Genomic DNA, 18,852 nt, shown 5'->3' on the forward strand with positions numbered 1-18,852 from the left:
CCGGGGCGTCTCCTCGGACGACGAACGTTCGGCGGGTACGCAGCGGACCCGGGTCGATGTTCGTCGTCCTGCGGGGACTCCCCTGCACGCCCCCGGCCCCGGCCGTCTCGCGTCTGCGACGGTCGTGTGGCCGGTGTGCAGACGCGGGCGAGAGCGGGTGGGGGCGTGCAGGGCAGTCCCCGCAGAAAATGGCGTACGACCCGGGTACTAGTGCGTCGTCGGGTGCACACGCCATTTTTGAGGAGTCTGCCCGGAGGGCCCCCACCCCCACCCACCGGACAGAAGCGCCCCGCAGGGGACCCCGCGGGGAACCCGCGCCCAAGCCCGTCCGGCGATTGAGGACGGAACCCGGCACCACGGAACCCCGCACCCCGCAGGGAACCCCGCACCCCGCAGGGGACCCCGCACCCCGCAAGGGGACCCCGCACCCCGCGGGGGACCCGGGGGCCGGGGCCCGGGCGTGGGGCCCGTTATGTTGGGTGGGTGTTCACACCTCGCTCGCGCCCCCGCACCCTCGCCCTGTGCGCCCTCCCGGTCCTCGCCCTCTTCGGCGCCGCCGCCTTCGCGCCGCTGCCGTTCACGCTGGCGCAACCGGGCACCACGGCGAACGTGCTCGGCGACGACCACGGCACCCCCGTGATCAGCATCGAGGGCACCCCCACCCGCCCCGTCAAGGGCCAGCTGAGGATGACGACCATCGTGGCCACCGGGCCCTCCGCCGACGTCGGGATCGGTGACGTGATCGACGGCTGGTTCCGTACGGACCGGGCGGTCATGCCGCGCGACTCCGTCTACCCCTCCGGTGGCTCCGAGAAGGAGATCGAGCAGCACAACCTCGACGACATGACGAAGTCGCAGGACTCCGCGGTCGACGCCGCCCTGCACTACCTCGGCAAGAAGCCGGGCTCGGTCGACGTGACCCTGCACCTCGCCGACGTGGGCGGCCCCAGTGCAGGCCTGTTCTTCGCCCTCGGCATCGTCGACAAGCTGGACGGCGACGGCTCCGGCGGTGATCTCACCGGCGGCCGCACCATCGCCGGCACGGGCACCATCCAGGCGGACGGTAATGTCGGCGCGGTCGGCGGTGTCTCGCTCAAGACGCAGGCGGCCCGGCGGGACGGGGCGACCGTCTTCCTCGTGCCGAAGGCGGAGTGCAAGGAGGCGAAGTCCGAGCTGCCGAAGGGGCTCCGGCTGATCCCGGTCACGACTCTGCAGGGCGCGGTGTCCTCGTTGCGGGCGCTGGAACACGGGGGGAAGATCCCGAGCTGCTGACCGGTTCGTGCGGGTGGTCGTCCGGCTCCGCCGACGACACGTCGTCGATGGTCCGCCAGGCCGTGAAGACCAGCGGGCTCAGCGTCGCGACGAGGTGCACAGTACGGAGATGAGCGCGCGCCCGGTCGTGTTCTTCCCCCCGTCCACGGCTACGCCGTTCGCGGTGCGAGCGGCGGCAGCGCGGTCCGGTCCGGCAGGACGCGCAGGCCGAGTTCGACCATGGTCCATCCCACCTTGGTCCGCAGGGCCCCGCGGGCGGTGCGGCGGTGCGCGAGGCGGAACTCGTCGGCCTGGGCGCGCAGTTCGGCGGAGCGTATGCGGAACAGGTCGAGGTGCGTCTCGGGATGCATGGCGTGGTGGTCCCTTCAGTCGGTGGGGCGCGGAAAGACGTGCAGATGGGTGCGGACGACGGCGGATCCCTCGGTGCCTTCGGGGACGCGTCCGCGGTAGCTGTTGACCAGGTCGTGGACCTTGTCGGCGAGTTCCCTGGAGAGGTCGGGGGTGAGCCGCACCTTGAAGTCGCTGAGGTCGGAGCCCGCGTACCACTCGCGGGACCACTCGTGCAGCGTGCCGAGCCAGGTGTTCAGCTCCTGCGCGTGCATCGTCGCGACCTCGTGGAGGACGACGCCCATGGCGCCGCGTACCTCGGGGTCGGGGTCGTGCAGGAACTCGGGGTCGAACGCGGCGCCCGCGTGCACGGACCGCCACCAGCGCTCCCGCCCCTTGCCGCGCTCCGGGTCGTCCTCGACGAAGCCGTACGCGGCCAGCTGCCGCAGGTGGTAGCTGGTGGCGCCGCTCGACTCGCCGAGCCGGTCGGCGAGGCCGGAGGCGGTGGCGGGACCGAACTCGCGCAGCGCGCTGAGCAGCCGCAGTCGCAGCGGGTGGGCGAGGCCGCGCAGGCTGCGGGCGTCGATGCTGAGGACCTTCGGGTCCGGTGCGGTCGCGGCGCTGTCGTCGCCCTCTGTCTTTGGCATGTCTCAACCATAGAGTTGCAAAGCTCCCTTTGCAACGGGGTTTTGCAAAAACTCTTTGCAACTCGCGCGGCGCGCCGCGTCACTCACCCCTCCTTGATGAACCCCTCCCCGATCAGCCAGTCCTTCGCCACGTCGTGCGGGTCGTCCCCGTCGACGTCCACCCGGGCGTTCAGCACCTGGGCGACCTCCGTGGTCAGCCGTGCGCTGAGCGGGTCCAACAGGTCGGCGATCACCGGGTACTTGTCGAACGTCGGGGTGTGGATGACAGGCGCCGCGTTGTAGTTGGGGAAGAAGTGCTTGTTGTCCGCCAGCACGTCCAGGTTCATCGCCTTGATGCGGCCGTCCGTGGTGAACACCTCGCCCAGCAGGCAGGAGTTGGACTTCGACACCTGGGTGTAGATGATGCCCGCGTCCATCTTCCTGATGTTGGCGGCCGGGAGCGACATCCCGTAGGCCTTCTCCATGCCGGGCAGTCCGTCGTCGCGCGAGGCGAACTCGTTCTCCACGCAGACCGTCACCGCCGACGGGTTCTTCTTCGACAGGGCGGCGACGTCGGAGAGTGTCTTCAGGTGGTACGTGGCGTTGTTCTTCTTGCTGATGGCGAGCGCGTAGGTGTTGTTGAGGGTGGACGGCCGCAGCCACGTCACCCCGTTCTTCCGGTCCGCGTCGCGCACCGCCTTCCACTGGGCCAGCGGGTCGGTGATCGGCTTCGCGTGGCCGAGGTAGGTGATCCAGCCGGTGCCGGTGTACTCGTACTCCGCGTCGGCGTCGCCCTGGATGATCGCCTCGCGTGCGCTGATCGAGCTGGGCAGGTTCGTCCGGTCCAGGACCTCCGCCCCCGCGGCCTTGAAGATCAGGCCGATCATCTGGCCCAGGATGATGCTTTCGCTGAAGTTCTTCGAGGTGACGGTCAGCGAGGCGCCGTCCAGCGGCTGCCCCTGCCCGACCGAGCCGGGCACCACGTCGTCCACCATCGGCGAGCCGCTCTTCAGCCCGCACCCCGCCAGCGCGAGCGCCAGCGCGGCGGCGCCCGCCAGGGCCGTACGCCCCTGTCCTGTCCTCATTGCCCCGCCTCCAGTCCGCGCGGTGTCAGGGCCACCTCGACGAGCGAGGCCAGCCAGTCCACCAGCAGCGCCAGCACCACCGTCAGCACGGAACCGAGGACCAGCACCGGCATGCGCTGCGTCTGGATGCCGGAGGTGATCAGGTCGCCGAGCCCGCCGCCACCGCCGAAGGTCGCCAGGGTCGCCGTGCCCACGTTGAGGACCAGGGCGGTGCGCACGCCGGCCAGGATCAGCGGGACGGCGAGGGGGAGTTCGACCCTGGTGAGGGTGCCCATCGCCGACATGCCGATACCGCGCGAGGCCTCCACCAGGGTCGGCTCGATCGCCTTCAGCCCGGCCACCGTGTTGGAGAGCACCGGCAGCACCGCGTAGATCACCATGCCGGTGATCGCGGTGGACGGGCCGATGCCCAGCCAGATCACCAGCAGCGCCAGCAGGCCGATCGCCGGTGTCGCCTGGCCGATGTTGGCGATCGCGGTGACCACGGGTGAGGCCTTGGTCAGTCCGCGCCGGGTCAGCGCGATGCCCAGCGGGATGGCGATGATCAGCACCCAGAACGTCGAGATGGCCGTCAGCCGCACGTGCTGCCACCACCGCAGCTGGACCGTGTCGCCGGCCAGGGAGTTCTCCGCGATCGAGTCGAGGTCGACGTGGGTGATCCACACGTACGTGACCACCAGCACCACCGCGAGGGCGGCCGGGACCAGGACGAGCTTGCGCCAGGTGAGGCGGCGCGCCGGTCCGGCCGCCGGCCGGGCCGGCTCCTCCTCCTCGTCGCGGAAGGCGTGCCCCTCGACGTCGTGCTCGCCCGGCGGCCGGTCCCGGTCGTACGCGGGGGCCTTCTCGGACGGGCGGCGGCCGGACGGCGGGTCGGTGCTCATGCGCCCGGGCCCCCCTCCAGCTCCTGGACGGTCTGGTGGGCGCGCAGCTCCTCCAGGTCGTGCTGGTGCTCGATGGCGGCGAGCCGGTCGGCCTCCAGGAGCTCGTGCACGGAGTTCATCAGGGTGTGCATGTCCACGACGCCGATGAACTCCCCGCGCCGCCCCGTCACCGCGACCCGCCCGCCGCTGTCGGTCAGCACCGCCTCCAGCGCGTCGTGCAGCGTCGCGTCCCTGGTCACCGTGTCGTGCACCAGCTGACCGGCGCGCGCCAGCGAGCCGCGGGCCCGCATCAGGTCGCCGCGCCGCAGCCACTTGTACGGGCGGTTCCTGCGGTCCAGCATGAGCAGTTCGTTGTGCGACCCGGCGCGCAGCTTGTTGAAGATCGACTGGAGCGGGTCGTCCACCGTCACGGTCGGGAAGTCGGCGATCTCCACCTCGCGCACCCGGGTGAGGTTGAGCCGCTTCAGCGCCGCGCCGGCCCCGACGAAGCCGGAGACGAAGTCGTCCGTCGGATTGGTGAGGATGGCCTCCGGGGTGTCGAACTGCGCGATGTGCGAGTGCTCGCGCAGCACGGCGATCCGGTCGCCGAGCTTGATCGCCTCGTCGAAGTCGTGCGTGACGAAGACGATCGTCTTGTGGAGCTCGTGCTGGAGCCGGATCAGCTCGTCCTGGAGGTGGTCGCGGGTGATCGGGTCGACCGCGCCGAACGGCTCGTCCATCAGCAGCACCGGCGGATCGGCGGCCAGCGCCCGTGCCACGCCCACGCGTTGCTGCTGACCGCCGGAGAGCGCGCGCGGATAGCGGCCGTGGAACTCGCGGGGGTCGAGCCCCACCAGGTCGAGCATCTCCTCGACCCGGTCCTTCACCCGCGACTTCGACCAGCCCACCATCTTCGGTACGAGGGCGATGTTCTCGGCGACCGTCATGTGCGGGAAGAGCCCGGACGACTGGATCGCGTAACCGATCTTCCGGCGCAGCTTCACCGGGTCGATGTCCGTGACGTCCTCGTCGTCGATCCTGATCCGGCCGGACGACGGCTCGATCAGCCGGTTGATCATCTTCAGGGTGGTCGACTTCCCGCAGCCGGAGGGACCGACGAAGATGACCGTCTCGCCCGCCTTGATGTCCATCGACACGTTGTCCACGGCCGGGCTGGGATTGCCCGGATAGACCTTGCTCAGCTCCTCCAGCTGGATGGTGGCGCCGGAGGTGGCGTGGGCGGCCGGTCCCGGTTCGGCCGGCGCCGTCGTCTCAGACACGGGTCCCCCTCGGGATGGTGAGCCGCCCCAGCAGCACGTAGGCGGCGTCGAAGAGCAGGGCGAGGATGACGATGCCGAGCGTGCCCGCGAGCACCGAATTGATGGCGTTGGCGCTGCCCAGCGAGGCGATGCCGCGGAAGATCTCGTTGCCGAGGCCGGGCCCGGAGGCGTACGCGGCGATGGCGGCGATCCCCATCAGCATCTGCGTGGAGACCCGGATCCCCGTGAGGATCGGCGGCCAGGCGAGCGGCAGTTCCACCTTGCGGAGCCGGGTGACCCGGGACATCCCGATGCCCTTTGCCGCGTCCACGAGCGAGGGGTCGACGCCGCGCAGGCCGACGATGGCGTTGCGGACGATCGGCAGCAGCCCGTACAGCGTCAGGGTGATCACCGTCGGCGCCACCCCGAGCCCGACCAGCGGGATCAGCAGACCGATCGCGGCGAGGGACGGAATGGTCAGGACCGTCGCCGTCGAGGTGATCGCCACCGAGGAGCCCCAGCCGCTGCGGTAGCTGACCACCCCGATCAGGACGCCGAGCACGGTGGCGATGACCATGCACTGGAAGACGGCGCTGGCGTGCTGGTACGCGTCGGTGAGCAACTGCTGGTGCCGGTTTCCGAGGTACTCCCAGAAGCTCACACGTCACTCCTCGGCTCAGTCGGTGTCCTGGGCGGCCTGCTCGACGAGCGGGATGACGCGCAGGGGTACGGGGTTCTCCATGACGATGGCCGTGGAGGCGCGGACGATGCCATCAAATCCGACAACCCGGTCGATCACCCGCTGGAGATCGGCGTTGGAACGGGCCACCAGCCGGCAGAGCATGTCACCGTGCCCGGTGGTGGTGTGCAGCTCCAGGACCTCCGGTACGCCGCCCAAGTGGGCCCGTACGTCGGCTCCTTGGCCCTGCTTGATCTCCAGCGTCGCGAAGGCGGTCACCGGATATCCGAGGGCCGCGGGGTCGACGTCGGGGCCGAAGCCGCGGATGACGCCATTCGACTGAAGGCGGTCGAGCCGCGCCTGCACCGTCCCGCGCGCCACGCCGAGCCGGCGCGACGCCTCCAGGACGCCGATCCGGGGCTCGCGCGCCAGCAGCACGATGAGGCGTCCGTCCAGGTGATCGATTGCCACGGTCGGCCTCCGGGGGTGTGGTGATGGTCATCATGTACAGATGGCCCGGCCATCATGGCGAGGTGCTGGACAGATTGACCAGCGAATACGCGAACTGTTGCGCACCTTGCGAACCGGCGGGAACCTTCGGACATGACTGAGACGATGCACAGCACTCCCGGGACAGCGCGGCAGGCCGATCCCTTCCCGGTCAAGGGAATGGACGCGGTCGTCTTCGCCGTCGGCAACGCCAAGCAGGCCGCGCACTACTACTCGACGGCCTTCGGCATGAAGCTGGTCGCCTACTCCGGACCGGAGAACGGCAGCCGTGAGACCGCCAGTTACGTCCTGACCAACGGTTCGGCGCGTTTCGTCTTCACCTCCGTCATCAAGGCGTCCACGGACCACGGCCGCTTCCTGGCCGACCACGTGGCCGAGCACGGTGACGGCGTCGTGGACCTGGCCATCGAGGTCCCCGACGCACGGGCCGCGTACGCCTACGCCGTCGAGCACGGCGCCCTCGGCCTCGCCGAGCCGCACGAGGTGAAGGACGAGCACGGCACGGTCGTCCTGGCCGCCATCGCCACGTACGGCAAGACCCGCCACACCCTCGTCGAGCGCACCGGCTACGAAGGCCCCTACCTCCCGGGCTTCGCCGCCGCCGACCCGATCGTCGAACCCCCGGCCAAGCGGTTCTTCCAGGCCGTCGACCACTGCGTCGGCAACGTGGAACTCGGCCGGATGAACGAGTGGGTCGGCTTCTACAACAAGGTCATGGGCTTCACCAACATGAAGGAGTTCGTGGGCGACGACATCGCCACCGAGTACTCCGCGCTCATGTCCAAGGTCGTCGCCGACGGCACGCTCAAGGTCAAGTTCCCGATCAACGAGCCGGCCGTCGCCAAGAAGAAGTCCCAGATCGACGAGTACCTGGAGTTCTACGGCGGCGCCGGCGTGCAGCACATCGCGCTGGCCACCAACGACATCGTCGCGTCCGTGAAGGCGATGCGCGCGGCCGGCGTCCAGTTCCTCGACACCCCGGACTCGTACTACGACACCCTGGGCGAGTGGGCGGGGGAGACCCGGGTGCCCGTGGAGACCCTGCGCGAGCTGAAGATCCTCGTCGACCGCGACGAGGACGGCTATCTGCTGCAGATCTTCACCAAGCCGGTCCAGGACCGGCCGACCGTCTTCTTCGAGATGATCGAGCGCCACGGCTCGATGGGCTTCGGCAAGGGCAACTTCAAGGCCCTGTTCGAGGCGATCGAGCGCGAGCAGGAGAAGCGCGGCAACCTCTGATCCCTCCTTGACCCCGGGAGCACTTCGACGGGCGGGCCGGACATCCGGCCCGCCCGTCGCGGTGTGCACCCGTGCGAGCTGTCAGCGGCCCGCGGGTGACGGCGCGGCCGACGGCTTCGCCGTGGCGCCCGCGGGCACGGCCTTGGGCGGGACCGCCTCCGCCTGCCGCCCTGTCGGGCCCGCCGCCGGGGCCGCACCCGGGCCCTGCGCGGCCTCCCCGGCGCCGGCCCCGGGCGCCCCCGGGCCGGTCTCAGGACCGGCCGCCGGCGGCGCCTCCTGCGACGGCTCCGGGGCGGGCGGCGCGGCCGGCCGCATGTCCTGCGGCCCGCCCGCCGGGGGCTGCCCCAGCGTGTCCAGCGCCTCCTGGGCCCGGGGGGCGTCCAGCGGCGAGAACCGCGGGTTGGTGCGCAGGGCCTCCTCCAGATGGCGGCGGGCCGGACCGAAGTCCTGCAACGCCCGCTGGACCATGCCCAGGTGGAACTCGTACGCCGCGTTCCGGCCACCCGAGTCGACCGCCCGCTGCGCGTACTCCAGCGCCGCGTCCGGATCGCCCGAGCGGTGCAGCGCCCAGCCCAGCGCGTCGGCCACCGCCGCGCTGTGGTGGCCGCGGCCCCACTCGGCCCGCAGCAGCTCCACGGCCGCGTCCGCGTCGCCGTGGGCGGCCTCGAAGCGGCCCAGCAGCAGGGAGTCGTCCACGCCCCGCGCCTTGCTCAGGGCGAGGGCCTTGCGCAGCTTCGTGTACTGGTCGGCCGAGTCGCCGTCCAGGCCGAGCGACTCGTACAGCTCGCCCAGCTCCAGCAGATAGGCGGGGCGCGGCGACTTCTTCAGCGCCGCCTGGTAGTCGCGCTGGGCCTCGTCGGTCCGCCCGAGGGCCGCCAGCGCACGGGCCCGGCCGGCGAGCGCCGGGTGGTGGGCGGGGTCGGTGCGCAGCGCGGCCCCGTACTGGGCCACCGCCTCCTGCGGCTCGCCCCGCTCCCAGGCGAGCTCGCCCAGCCGGGACAGGCAGGCCGCCTTCTCCGCCGGTGTCCTCGCCCGGTTCGCCGCGTCCTGCGCGGTCGCCAGCGCGTCCTCCCGCCAGCCCCGGTCCCGGTACATCTGCGCCGTCAGCCCCAGCGACGGCACACCCGCACGCAGCTCGGCGAACTTCTCCACCGCCTTGGCCGCCGACGCGGAGTCGCCGAGGCCGTTGTACGCGTCGGCCAGTTCCGGGTACACGGTCCACTGCCCGGGCTGCCGGGACCGTACCGTCTCCCCCCACTTCTTCGCCGTGACGAAGTCGTGCCGGGCGTTGGCGAGCGAGGCGAGACCCACCCAGGCCGCCGCGTTCCCGCGCTCTCCCGGCTGCACGTCCAGGGACCGCTTCAGCGCCTGCTCGGCCCGGGTGTAGTACGCCGCGTCCGAGACCCGCTGCCCCCACTCCACGTACGCCGACCCGAGGACCGCCCACGACCGGGCGTCCGAGGGATGCGTGCCCACCCACTTCCGCCGGTCCCCGATGAGCGCCGTCAGATCGGAGAGCGAGGCGGGGGAGCCCGCGGCCGTCGCGCTCATCGCCCGCGAGACCGCGCCCGGCAGGGGCGGAGCCGCGTCCTGGTCGTCGTCGGGCACCGCGACCACCGCCCCCGTCACCAGCACCGCCCCCGCCACGACACCGAACGCGGCCCTGCGCAGGGCCGTGCGCAGCGAGGCGGGCGGCGGCTCGGTCAGGGACACGGGGTCCGGTGGCAGGTGTGGCGGGGACTCGTAGGGCGGGGCGCAGTCGGTCTCGGGGGAGCGGTCCGGCCGGGGGGCCGTCGGTGGCTGCTGTGGCGTGACGTCCATGCCGATCACTCTGCGTCAGTAATACGAGCACACCGCGCCTTGCGATCGCTGCCGCATACGGGTTCACACCAATGGGCCCGGGTGCCAGTCTTGGATCATGGACGATCTTCTCGAGCTACTGCGCGCGGGCCTGCCGGCCGAGGCCCTGATCACCGATCCCGACATCACCGCGTCCTACGCCAACGACATGGCGAGCTTCTGCGAAGCGGGTGCCCCCGCCGTCGTCACGCTCCCCCGCACCGTCGAGCAGGTGCAGCACATCATGCGCACCGCCACCGCGCTGCGCGTCCCGGTCGTCCCCCAGGGCGCCCGCACCGGCCTGTCCGGCGCGGCCAACGCCTCGGACGGCTGCATCGTGCTCTCCCTGGTGAAGATGGACCGGATCCTGGAGATCAGCCCCGTCGACCGCATCGCCGTCGTGGAGCCGGGCGTCATCAACGCCGTCCTGTCCCGGGCGGTCAACGAGCACGGGCTGTACTACCCGCCGGACCCCTCCAGCTGGGAGATGTGCACCATCGGCGGCAACATCGGCACCGCCTCCGGCGGCCTGTGCTGCGTGAAGTACGGCGTCACCGCCGAGTACGTCCTCGGCCTCGACGTCGTCCTGGCCGACGGACGCCTGCTCACCACCGGCCGCCGCACCGCCAAGGGCGTCGCCGGATACGACCTCACGCGGCTCTTCGTCGGCTCGGAGGGCAGCCTCGGCATCGTCGTCAAGGCCGTGCTCGCGCTCAAGCCGCAGCCGCCGCGGCAGCTCGTCCTGGCCGCCGAGTTCCCCAGCGCGGCGAGCGCCTGCGACGCCATCTGCCGCATCATGGAGCGCGGTCACACACCGTCACTCCTCGAACTGATGGACCGTACAACAGTCCATGCCGTCAACACGATGGCGAACATGGGTCTCCCCGACTCCACCGAGGCGCTCCTGCTCGCCGCCTTCGACACCCCGGACCCCACCGCCGACCTCGCCGCCGTCGCCGCCCTGTGCACCGCCGCCGGAGCCACCGAGGTCGTCCCGGCCGAGGACGCGGCCGAGTCCGAGATGCTGCTCCAGGCCCGGCGGATGTCGCTCACCGCCCTGGAGACCGTCAAGCCGGCCACGATGATCGACGACGTGTGCGTACCGCGCTCGCAGCTCGGCGCCATGCTCGAGGGCACGGCGGCCGTCGCACGGAAGTACGACCTCACCATCGGTGTCTGCGCGCACGCGGGCGACGGCAACACCCACCCCGTCGTCTGCTTCGACCCCGCCGACGCCGACGAGTCCCGGCGGGCCCGCGAGTCCTTCGACGAGATCATGGCGCTCGGCCTCGAACTCGGCGGCACGATCACCGGCGAACACGGCGTGGGCGTGCTGAAGAAGGAGTGGCTCGCCCGGGAACTCGGCGAGGTGAGCGTGGAACTGCACCGGGGCATCAAGCAGGCCTTCGACCCGCTGGGGCTCCTCAACCCGGGCAAGGTCTTCTGAGCCGCCGGCCGGCCCCTCAGCCCTCCCCGTCCTGCGACTCGTCCGCCGGCCACGGGTCGCTCATCCACAGGTCGTCGGCCGGCAGCGGCGCGAGCAGCTCCGCGAGACCCTCGTCGATGCCGAGCCGCCCGGTCTCCGTACCCGGCGCGACGACGCACAGGGTCCGCTCCACCCAGACGGCCACCACCACGGACTCCACCTCCAGCAGGGCGTTGCCGTCGGGCGAGGTCAGCGCCACGCAGATGACGCCGCGCCCCTCGACCTTGGTGGGCCAGATCCGCACGTCCCCGTGCCCGGACGGCCGGAACATGCCCTCGACCAGCAGATCGCGGGCGAACGTCCAGTGCACGGGCGCGTCGGAGCCGATGTGGAAGGCGATGTGCACGGCGTAGGGGTCCTCGGTGCGATACGTCAGCCGGGCGGGCACGGGGATGCTGCGCTCGGGCGACAGGACCAGCTTGAGTTCCAGCTCGCGTTCCACGACGGTGTCCATGAGGTGCGTCCTTTCGGTGCCTGTGGGCCGGTCCCACGACCGCCCGCACAGGGAGAGAGCGCCCTCCCCGCCATCCATTACGCGACTCGGGGAAAAATATTTCGCGGTGACCGGAAAGTGGCCCAAACGCCAGGACCGGCCCGGGGGTACGCGCCTGTCTGATAGATGTGGTCCCTTGTATCGGGACCGACCATCCCCCCATCGCCGGTCGGTCTGAGGCCTCGAAGAGATACGGGACCACGGTGATGAGCGCCCCAACCCCGGCACCCGGTGACGAAAGCCCCCGCGAGGGGTACTACCCCGACCCGTCCATTCCCGGATACGTCCGGTACTGGAACGGCGCTTCGTGGGTGCCCGGCACCAGCCGGCCCGCCCCGCAGCAGGGCGAGCCCCTGCCCGCCTCACCCCCCGAGGAGGACGCGCCGCACGCACCCGCGCCCGTCCCCGCCGCGGTGGACGAGACCGGCCCGGTCTTCTTCGACGAGGAGCCGTACGGGACGAGCCGCCCCGAACCCGCCACCGCCTGGCAGGCCGACGCCTCCCGGCAGACCGGCTTCGGCGGCGAGCGGGACCGGAGGGTCTCCTGGGGCGGCGCGCCGGAACCCGAGGACGGGCCCGCCGACGCCGGTCCGCGGACGCCCGCGGGCGGCTCACCGGACGTCCACGCCGTCGGCGGCGCCGGTCCCTCGGACCGGGCCCCCGCCGACCCGCGCCTCCCCGCACCCGCACCCGCGGACCCCACCGCAGGCGCGCTTCCGGGCATGCGCGACGGCGGCGGCCGGACCCCCGAGAACACCGTCGCCATCCGCGTGAACCGCTCCGGCCGCTCCGACGGCCCCGACCGCTCGGGCGGCGCACCCGGTGACACACCGCGCCCGTCCGCCGACGGCACCGTCGCGATCCGCGCCGCGGGACCGGGCGGCAGGCCGCCGGGCCCGCGCGAGCCGCAGCAGCAGCCCGCCGAGGGCACGATGACGATCCGTGCGATCACCCCCGGCACCGCCCCGGCCGCGCCCGCCGCACCGCACTCCGCCGCGCAGCCCGCCGCGCCCGCCGCCCCGCAGCCTTTCGCGCCCGTCCAGCAGCCCCCTGCGCCCTCCCCTGCGCCCTCCCCGGCCCCGGCCCCGCAGTCCGCGCCCTCCCCGGCCCCGGCGGAGCTCAACAGCCCGCTCACGCCCGGCCCCGGCGGCGGCTCCGCCTCCTGGGCGCAGCAGGTCCATCAGCTGGCCCGGCCCGAACAGGCCGCCCCACCGCAGCCGCAGCCGCCCGCCCACCGGCAACGGCCCGCGTTTGCGCAGCAGTCCCTTCAGCCTCAGCAGGCGCCGCAGCCCGATCAGCCGGTCGTGCCCTGGAAGCCCCCGGTCGACGACCACTTCCAGCAGCTCGCCGCGGCCAGGACGGCCGCCCGCCCGGCGGCCCTCGGCAAGCGGTTCGCCGCCCGGCTCATCGACACGGTGGTGCTCGGCGCACTCGTCGGCGCCGTCGCGGTGCCGCTCGCGGCCAAGGCGACGGACCACGTCAACGAGAAGATCGACGCCGCCAAGCTGTCGGGCGAGACCGTCACCGTCTGGCTGCTGGACTCCACCACGGCCTCGCTGGCCGGCGTGGTCCTCGGCGTCTTCCTGGTGCTGGGCGTCCTCCTGGAGGCGCTGCCGACCGCGAAGTGGGGACGTACGCTCGGCAAGAAGCTGTGCGGTCTCGACGTGCGGGACATCGAGTCCCACGACACGCCCGGCTTCGGCGCCGCTGTGCGCCGCTGGCTGGTCTACGGGGTGCTGGGCCTCCTGGTGATCGGCGTGGCCAACGTGGCCTGGTGCCTGATCGACCGGCCGTGGCGCCAGTGCTGGCACGACAAGGCGGCCCGCACCTTCGTCGCCGGCTGACCGGCGGGCCCCCGGCCTCCCTCCCGGCGCACCCGCACGGCTGACGGCCCATCGGGTGAGGGCCGTCGGGCGGACCCCGTTCCCCCGAACGCACCTGAGCCGTTGCGGGCGCCCACGGGGCGGGGTGCACTGCCCGCATGAGCAACGATCAGCCGACGTCCGGTGAGCCGCCCGAGGACGACCCGTTCCGCAAGAAGCCGCACGGGCCCCAGCAGCCGCCGTCATCCGGCTCGCCCTACGACAGCGCGCCCCCGCCGCCGCCGTACGACCCGGGCCCCTACGGCGGCGGCGGTTACGGCGGGGCGGACCCGCTGGCGGGCATGCCGCCGCTCGCGGAGCCCGGCAAGCGGATTCTGGCGCGGCTGATCGACCTTCTGATCATCTCGATCCCGCTGTACCTGATCTCGCTTCCCTGGGGCGGCGCGGTCGACGTGGCCGACGGCAACAACGACGACAACGTCGGGGACGTCTTCGCCCAGACCTACAGCGGGCATCAGTTGCTCTGGTCGCTGATCGGCCTGGTCTGCTACGTCGCGTACGACACGTACTTCACGCACAAGGACGGCCGCACCCTGGGCAAGCGGCTGCTGAAGCTGCGCGTCGCGATGCTCAACGACGGCAGGGTGCCGGACACCGGCAGCGCGTTCCTGCGGGCCGTGGTGCTGTGGCTGCCGGCGCTGCTGTGCTGCCCGTGCCTGTGGTGGCTGATCAACATCGTGCTGATGTTCACGGACAAGCCGTACCGGCAGGGGCTGCAGGACAAGGCGGCCAAGACGGTCGTGGTGGTCACCAACTAGGGCTTGCAGGCGCCCAGCTCTCATCATGGCCGTGGCTCCTACGGTCTGAAGCGAGGAATGTGGTGGGGGTGGCTGGTGCGCGTAAGTGGCAGCAGACGCCGGGGAGCAGGATTCCGCACCACCGCAGGTGCTGGCCGACACGTCCCGTTGCCGTACGCCCTGTCAGCTGCGACGCCGTCCGGCTTCTCGGGGGAACCGCCCGAGCCACTGGCAAGGAACCCGGATTGGCCTCATTCCTGCGCAACGAGGAAGGGGCGCAGCCCGCGCCGGGGCGGGCTGCGCCGTCAGCTGGGCTGGGTTAGAACTTGAGTGTCCAGCCCTTGAGTGTTCCGGTGGAGCCGGGGGCGGTGTCGGTCACGCGTAGCTGCCACCTGCCGGAAATCGAGATTGGCTCGAGAGTGGTGGCGAAGACCTGGTTCGTGTTGGTGCCAGCAACGTGATCGGCCGCCTTCAGTTGGTAGGAGATGCCCTCTTTGGCAACCAGGTCGAGTTTTAGGTCGCCGACGTTTCCGTGCGTCAGGTTCACCCACACCTGAATCCGGTTCGGCGCGGTGGAGTCGGCGTCGGACGTGATGACCATGTCGGATTCAACAGTGGCGTTGTCCGGGATAGCGACGGCCGTCTGGTTCTGGTAGGTAGGGAAGGCAAGCGTCCACGCCTTGAGGGCGGCGGTCTTCCCGGTGAATGAGTCGGTGACCTCGAGCGTCCAGATGCCGTCGGCTACGTCGTCGGCGGCGTCGATGGTATACGTCTTGTTGAGGGAGGTCTCGTTGTTGATTGTGCCGTCGAACTGCACAGGATAGATCGCGCCGCTTGGGCTGGTTGCGGTAATTCGGAGGTTGCCGACTCTCGGGTGGGTGAGGTACACGGAAACCCGAGTAGCGCTGGAGGCGTGGCCGCCAATGCTCGACACTGGCAACGTGGATTTGGTGGTTGCGGAGTCAGGGAACGAGACGCTGGTGACACTGCTGAAGGGGAAGGCTATTGACCAGTTCAGCAGTGTGCCGGTGGCGTCGGAGTAGCCGTTCTCCAGCTTGAGCTTCCACGTACCCGTAGCGGGGGAGGCGGAGGCATCAGCGTAGTAGGTGTAGCGGAAGGATTCGGAGGTTTGTGGTGCGGCGAGGTTGCTGCTGGCGGGCGAGGCCGCGGGCAAGGCGGATGCATCCAGGCGGTACGTCTTGCCTTGGGGGTCGATAAGGTCGACGTTCAAGTTGCCGCGGCCGAGGCCGGCCACGTCGAACTCCACGCTCATCCGGGAAGGAGCGTTGCCGGGGACAGCTGAGGTGAGGGAACGGGTGACGAAGCCCTTGCCCTTTGCGGGGATGGAGGAGTCCTTCTCGTCCCGTATCTGGTACGGGCGAGGCTTGTTGGGGTCGGGCCTGGGCGCGACGGCCGCTACTGCCCCATCCAGTTGGAGGCGGGGGTTGGGGCCTTCCGTGTAGGTGATGGTCTTCCCGGTGCCGGTGAGCGCCTTGATGAGGTCGCCGAGTGGGGCGGTGGGATTGGCCTGGCGCAGCACGGCCAGGGCCCCGGCAACGTGTGGGGCGGCCATGGATGTGCCGTTCTTGGCGCCGTAGGTGCCACCCAGCAGTGAGCTGGTCACGCCATTGCCGGGGGCGAAGATGTCGACCAGGGACCCACGATTGGTGTACGTGGTGAGCTGGTCGTCGTCAGTTGTAGCACCCACCGTGACAGCGTTAGGGACGCAAGCGGGGGAGTTCACGGCGCTGGTGTAGCCCTGGTTGCCCGCGGCGGCGACAGTGGCGACGCCTTCGCTGTAGAGGATGTTGATGGCGGCGGCGCGAGGGTCGGCGTCGCAGGCGGAGGTGTAGCGTCCGCTGCCGAGGCTTATGTTGGCGGAGATGATGGGCCTGCCGGACTGTTTGTATGCATCGACTTTCTCCAGGGCTGCGAGTTGATCCGAAGCAAACGACAGCGCGCACGAGGCTTCGGATCCGCAGTAGTCGGCAGAGTCGAAGCGCGAGAAGACTTGGATGGCGATGATCTTTGCGCCTGGGGCGACCCCTTGCTTGGGGGCTCCGAATAGGCTCGTGCCGTTGCCTGCGGCTATTCCGGCGACGTGGGTGCCGTGCTCGCAGGCTGTGCCCATGGCGGCGCAGGGTCCGCTTTCGGCGTCGGCGGAGCCGGGGCCTTCTTGGGCGTCAGTGCCGTCGGGGCACAGACTGGTGGAGCCGTAGGTTTCGTCGGTGGAGCTGAAACACGCTTCGTCGGTGACGCGTCCGCCGAGGAAGGGGTGCTTAACGGCGACGCCAGTATCGAGGATGGCGATGGTGGCTCCGGCGCCGGTGGTGCCTGATGCGGCGGTTTTGTCGGCGCCGATGAGCGGGATGGTGGAGTCCAGCGATGGTGGCATGGGAATGTCTTCTGTGACGGACAGGACCCCAGGGGCGGCGGAGAGCTTGGCCAGTCCGACAGTGTCGACGCGGAGTGTAGTGACCGGCGCCTTATTGAAGGAGTGGATCACTTCGCCTGCTTCGGAGGCGGTGGCAAGGTCGCTGCGCGCTGCAGCGACGACGTTGACGCGGATCTCCTTGCCGCCTTCAGCCGCCTTGTAGGTAGCGGAGGAGACGGGGTCGATGTCGCTGGCAGGGTCGAGGCCGTCGGCCACGGCGGGTATGGCGACGAGGCTGAGTGTGGTGACGGCTGAGGCAAGGACGGCAGCCCATATGGGTCTTTTCAAAGCGAATGCTCCTGGTTTGAGGGCACAAAAGGGCCAGCCCGGGGGCGGCGGGGATGCTCCCCGGGCTGGCGCTCAGAGGGCGATTCAGGTGGCGTTGGCGCCGTTCTTCGGGTTGCCGCCACGCTTGACTGCCTGGAGGTAGGTGTAGGCGACGGAGCGGCAGGTGCTCTTGTAGCGGTAGGCGGAGCAGGTGTATGTGGCCATGGTGGTATGGAAGGCGTTGTCTACGTTCGACTTCTTGGAGCGGTCGAAGTAGTACTTGTAGCCCTTATACGTGTTGCCGATGAGGCCGTAGCCGTAGTCGTGCATGTCGCAGGCGCCACGGAAGTCGTAGCCGAACGGCTTGTCCGGGGCGTTCGTGCAATGATCGTGATTGATACCTACGACCCAGTAGCCGGTAGGGAGCTTCTTCCAATAGGGCTGATGCCAGCCGTAGTGGGCAGCCCAAGCGGCGCAGCCGCTTTCGAGGTACCAGAGCCAGTCTGTGGCGCGGTTGCAGTGGCGCGGGTAGGCCTGAGGATCGCTGATCTCGCCAGTGGTGATGTCGGATGCGGGGGGCCGGGTGGCAGTGGGGTCGGTAATCCCCTCGGCGCCGTTGAAGATGGATTCCGAGGCGGGACGGTCGGGGCCGATGGGTTCGACGTTGGGGGAGCCATCGTCGCTGGAGGAGAAGTCGATCTCCCAACTCCCGTTGATGGGGGAGGTGATGTCGGTAACGCGGCCCGTGGAGTCGTAGCTGTAGGAGGCGCCCACATCCGCGGATTCGACCGGGTTGGTCACGTCGCGGAGCAGGCCCGTGGAGTCGTAGGTGTAGCGGGCGACAGTCTGGACGGTGGTACCGGTGGTGAGGTCGATGGACTTGATGCGGCCGGTGTAGTCACCCTTGGTGGTGGAAGTCGCCGTGGTGGAGGCCGCGTAGGTGACTTGGAGTTCTTGGGCGGCTTCTTCGGCGCCGGCGGGGGCGCTGACGGTGGAAACGCGCCCCCTGGAGTCGTAGGTGACGGTGTCGGTGCCGGTGGAGGCAGTGCCGACACCCGTGACGCGCCAAGTGTCGGTTCCGGGGGATTTCTGAGCCCACGTGTAGGTGGGCTTGAGGTCGGCCGATGGGGCGCTGAACGTGTCGTCGCCCTCGGTTGTGGACTTGAGGTCGGCGTTGACGACTTCTTTCATGGTCGTGACCATGACGCCGAGGTGGTCGTTCCACTTGGACGTTTCAGTAAGGGTGGAGCCGTTGGGGGCGGTGTACCTATTGATGCTGCCGCCGTCGGGGGTGGAGAGAGTATCGGTGAGGGCATACTCGGTGTCTTCGTCGACGTTCAGGTCGGTGATGGTGAAGGCGCCGGAGGAGCCGACAGCCTTGCGATTGAGTTGCCCGCCGAGGAATTCGGCTTCCCACCCGTCGCCGTAGACACCGAGGTCGGCGCGAGCGACCGGCGCAGACTGAGGCTTGGCTACACCGTCGACTTCAGTGACGGTGTGTCTTCGGCCCATGAGCCCGGCTGCGGAGTCCGTCTCGTTGATCTGGAACGAGTTGGTTTCCGTGAAGAAGAGCCCGGGGCCGACTTGCTGAACGGTGCCGTCGGCGAGTGGTTGGTCGATGGTGGTGGCGGCGCCGGCGGGTGCCTGCGGAAGCAGAACGGCCGCACTGAGCACGGTCACCAGTAGTAGTGCGCTTTTGCGCATGGGTGCCCCTCGTTGCTAGTCGAATTCGACCATCGGGGTCGGACACTAATGTGACAAAGGCGATTACCACAAGTAGTGAAAAGGGGAGTCAATCAGTCCGTTTTGCAGGCCTGTTGAGTGCTCGTCAACGCACATATCTGAGTACCGAGATG

The 18,852-nt window shown here is 70.2% G+C and carries 16 protein-coding genes; 5 read left to right on the plus strand and 11 right to left on the minus strand.

Annotated elements, in window-relative coordinates:
- Positions 1–483 precede the first annotated feature (483 nt).
- Positions 484–1,272: a S16 family serine protease gene (locus ABZ454_RS25250; protein ID WP_359541112.1), complete on the plus strand. Its 789-nt coding sequence runs from the start codon at positions 484–486 to the stop codon at positions 1,270–1,272.
- A gap of 149 nt (positions 1,273–1,421) precedes the next feature.
- Here ABZ454_RS25250 and ABZ454_RS25255 read toward each other — a convergent pair whose 3' ends face one another.
- The 7 genes from ABZ454_RS25255 to ABZ454_RS25285 all read right to left on the minus strand — a co-directional run bounded on the left by ABZ454_RS25255 (position 1,422) and on the right by ABZ454_RS25285 (position 6,579).
- Positions 1,422–1,622, minus strand: a complete 201-nt coding sequence (locus tag ABZ454_RS25255; RefSeq protein WP_359541114.1) for a hypothetical protein — start codon at positions 1,620–1,622, stop codon at positions 1,422–1,424.
- Between the two features lie 15 nt (positions 1,623–1,637).
- Entirely contained in the window at positions 1,638–2,246 is a 609-nt protein-coding gene (locus tag ABZ454_RS25260; protein ID WP_359541115.1) for a winged helix-turn-helix domain-containing protein, read from the minus strand.
- Positions 2,247–2,329: 83 nt separating this feature from the next.
- Complete coding sequence (locus ABZ454_RS25265; protein ID WP_359541116.1) at positions 2,330–3,310, minus strand: glycine betaine ABC transporter substrate-binding protein; 981 nt, start codon at positions 3,308–3,310, stop codon at positions 2,330–2,332.
- Positions 3,307–4,191 carry an ABC transporter permease gene (locus tag ABZ454_RS25270; RefSeq protein WP_359541119.1) on the minus strand — a complete coding sequence of 295 codons (885 nt, stop codon included), beginning with the start codon at positions 4,189–4,191 and terminating at the stop codon, positions 3,307–3,309. Before ABZ454_RS25270 ends, ABZ454_RS25265 begins: the two co-directional genes overlap by 4 nt.
- The gene (locus ABZ454_RS25275; RefSeq protein ID WP_356320196.1) at positions 4,188–5,450 is read right to left on the minus strand and encodes a betaine/proline/choline family ABC transporter ATP-binding protein; all 1,263 of its coding nucleotides are present in this window, start codon (positions 5,448–5,450) and stop codon (positions 4,188–4,190) included. The genes ABZ454_RS25270 and ABZ454_RS25275 overlap by 4 nt, the downstream gene beginning before the upstream one ends.
- Complete coding sequence (locus ABZ454_RS25280) at positions 5,443–6,090, minus strand: ABC transporter permease (protein ID WP_356320195.1); 648 nt, start codon at positions 6,088–6,090, stop codon at positions 5,443–5,445. Before ABZ454_RS25280 ends, ABZ454_RS25275 begins: the two co-directional genes overlap by 8 nt.
- 15 nt (positions 6,091–6,105) lie before the next feature.
- Positions 6,106–6,579: an Lrp/AsnC family transcriptional regulator gene (locus ABZ454_RS25285; RefSeq protein ID WP_356320193.1), complete on the minus strand. Its 474-nt coding sequence runs from the start codon at positions 6,577–6,579 to the stop codon at positions 6,106–6,108.
- 132 nt (positions 6,580–6,711) lie between these two features.
- Here ABZ454_RS25285 and hppD point away from each other — a divergent pair, with 132 nt between their 5' ends.
- Positions 6,712–7,857 carry a 4-hydroxyphenylpyruvate dioxygenase gene (gene hppD, locus ABZ454_RS25290; RefSeq protein WP_356320192.1) on the plus strand — a complete coding sequence of 382 codons (1,146 nt, stop codon included), beginning with the start codon at positions 6,712–6,714 and terminating at the stop codon, positions 7,855–7,857.
- 81 nt (positions 7,858–7,938) lie between these two features.
- Here hppD and ABZ454_RS25295 read toward each other — a convergent pair whose 3' ends face one another.
- A complete protein-coding gene (locus ABZ454_RS25295) occupies positions 7,939–9,678 on the minus strand; it encodes a tetratricopeptide repeat protein (protein ID WP_359541123.1) in 1,740 nt (579 codons plus the stop codon).
- A gap of 97 nt (positions 9,679–9,775) precedes the next feature.
- On the opposite strand from ABZ454_RS25295, the gene ABZ454_RS25300 reads away from it, so the two are divergent.
- A complete protein-coding gene (locus ABZ454_RS25300) occupies positions 9,776–11,143 on the plus strand; it encodes an FAD-linked oxidase C-terminal domain-containing protein (protein ID WP_359541126.1) in 1,368 nt (455 codons plus the stop codon).
- A 16-nt stretch (positions 11,144–11,159) separates the two neighbouring features.
- On the opposite strand, the gene ABZ454_RS25305 is transcribed toward ABZ454_RS25300, so the two are convergent.
- Complete coding sequence (locus tag ABZ454_RS25305; RefSeq protein WP_356320187.1) at positions 11,160–11,636, minus strand: SsgA family sporulation/cell division regulator; 477 nt, start codon at positions 11,634–11,636, stop codon at positions 11,160–11,162.
- A gap of 245 nt (positions 11,637–11,881) precedes the next feature.
- Here ABZ454_RS25305 and ABZ454_RS25310 point away from each other — a divergent pair, with 245 nt between their 5' ends.
- On the plus strand, positions 11,882–13,519 hold the full coding sequence (locus ABZ454_RS25310) for an RDD family protein (protein ID WP_359541129.1): 1,638 nt from the start codon (positions 11,882–11,884) through the stop codon (positions 13,517–13,519).
- A gap of 137 nt (positions 13,520–13,656) precedes the next feature.
- Positions 13,657–14,316, plus strand: a complete 660-nt coding sequence (locus ABZ454_RS25315) for an RDD family protein (protein WP_359541130.1) — start codon at positions 13,657–13,659, stop codon at positions 14,314–14,316.
- 298 nt (positions 14,317–14,614) lie between these two features.
- Here the strand turns inward: ABZ454_RS25315 and ABZ454_RS25320 are convergent, their stop codons facing one another.
- Both ABZ454_RS25320 and ABZ454_RS25325 read right to left on the minus strand, forming a co-directional pair.
- A complete protein-coding gene (locus ABZ454_RS25320; protein ID WP_359541132.1) occupies positions 14,615–16,945 on the minus strand; it encodes a S8 family serine peptidase in 2,331 nt (776 codons plus the stop codon).
- A 156-nt stretch (positions 16,946–17,101) separates the two neighbouring features.
- Complete coding sequence (locus tag ABZ454_RS25325; RefSeq protein WP_359541134.1) at positions 17,102–18,700, minus strand: phospholipase A2; 1,599 nt, start codon at positions 18,698–18,700, stop codon at positions 17,102–17,104.
- Between the last annotated feature and the right edge of the window lie 152 nt (positions 18,701–18,852).

Origin of the sequence: Streptomyces sp. NPDC005803, assembly GCF_040630435.1 — a bacterium.
Lineage (GTDB): Bacteria > Actinomycetota > Actinomycetes > Streptomycetales > Streptomycetaceae > Streptomyces.